This is a genomic window from Dickeya sp. NCPPB 3274, assembly GCF_000406205.1.
In the GTDB taxonomy this organism is placed as follows: domain Bacteria; phylum Pseudomonadota; class Gammaproteobacteria; order Enterobacterales; family Enterobacteriaceae; genus Dickeya; species Dickeya fangzhongdai.
The window spans coordinates 1-697 of the sequence record NZ_AOOH01000051.1; the positions used below are offsets into that span (position 1 = coordinate 1).

Consider the following 697-nt stretch of genomic DNA (forward strand, 5'->3'; position numbering starts at 1 on the left):
ATCAACGCCGACGGCACCCTGACCTATACGCCTAACGCCAACTTTAACGGCACCGATACGGTGACCTATACCGTCAGCGACGGTCGCCGGTGGGTGGTGACCGGCACGCTGACCATCACGGTGACGGCGGTGAATGACGCGCCGGTGGCGGGAGCCGATACGGCGACGACTGCCGAAGACACGCCGGTCACCGTCGACGTGCTGGCGAACGATTCCGATGTGGACGGCAACCCGCTGACGGTCACGGCCGCGACGGCCGGTAACGGCGCGGTGGTGATCAACGCCGACGGCACCCTGACCTACACCCCGAATACCAACTTTAACGGCACCGACACCGTGACCTACACCGTCAGCGACGGCGCCGGTGGGGTAGCGACCGGCACCTGACCATTACCGTCACCGCGGTGAACGATGCGCCGGTGGCGGGAGCCGATACGGCGACGACCGCCGAAGACACCCCGGTGACGGTGGATGTGCTGGCGAACGACAGCGATGTCGATGGCAATCCGCTGACGGTACCGCGGCTACTGCCGGCAACGGCTCTGTCGTCATCAACGCCGACGGCACGCTGACCTACACCCCGAATGCCAACTTTAACGGCACCGATACCGTGACTTACACCGTCAGCGACGGCGCCGGTGGGGTGGTGACCGGCACGCTGACCATTACGGTGACGGCGGTGAATGACGCACGGTGG

The 697-nt window shown here is 65.6% G+C and carries 1 protein-coding gene and 1 pseudogene; both read left to right on the plus strand.

Features of this window, described 5'->3' with window-relative positions:
- On the plus strand, positions 1 to 387 hold a 387-nt coding region (locus DXX3274_RS22305; protein WP_193747016.1), incomplete at its 5' end, for an Ig-like domain-containing protein.
- Between the two features lie 32 nt (positions 388 to 419).
- Positions 420 to 697: pseudogene (locus DXX3274_RS24460) on the plus strand (cadherin-like domain-containing protein); the annotation flags it as partial.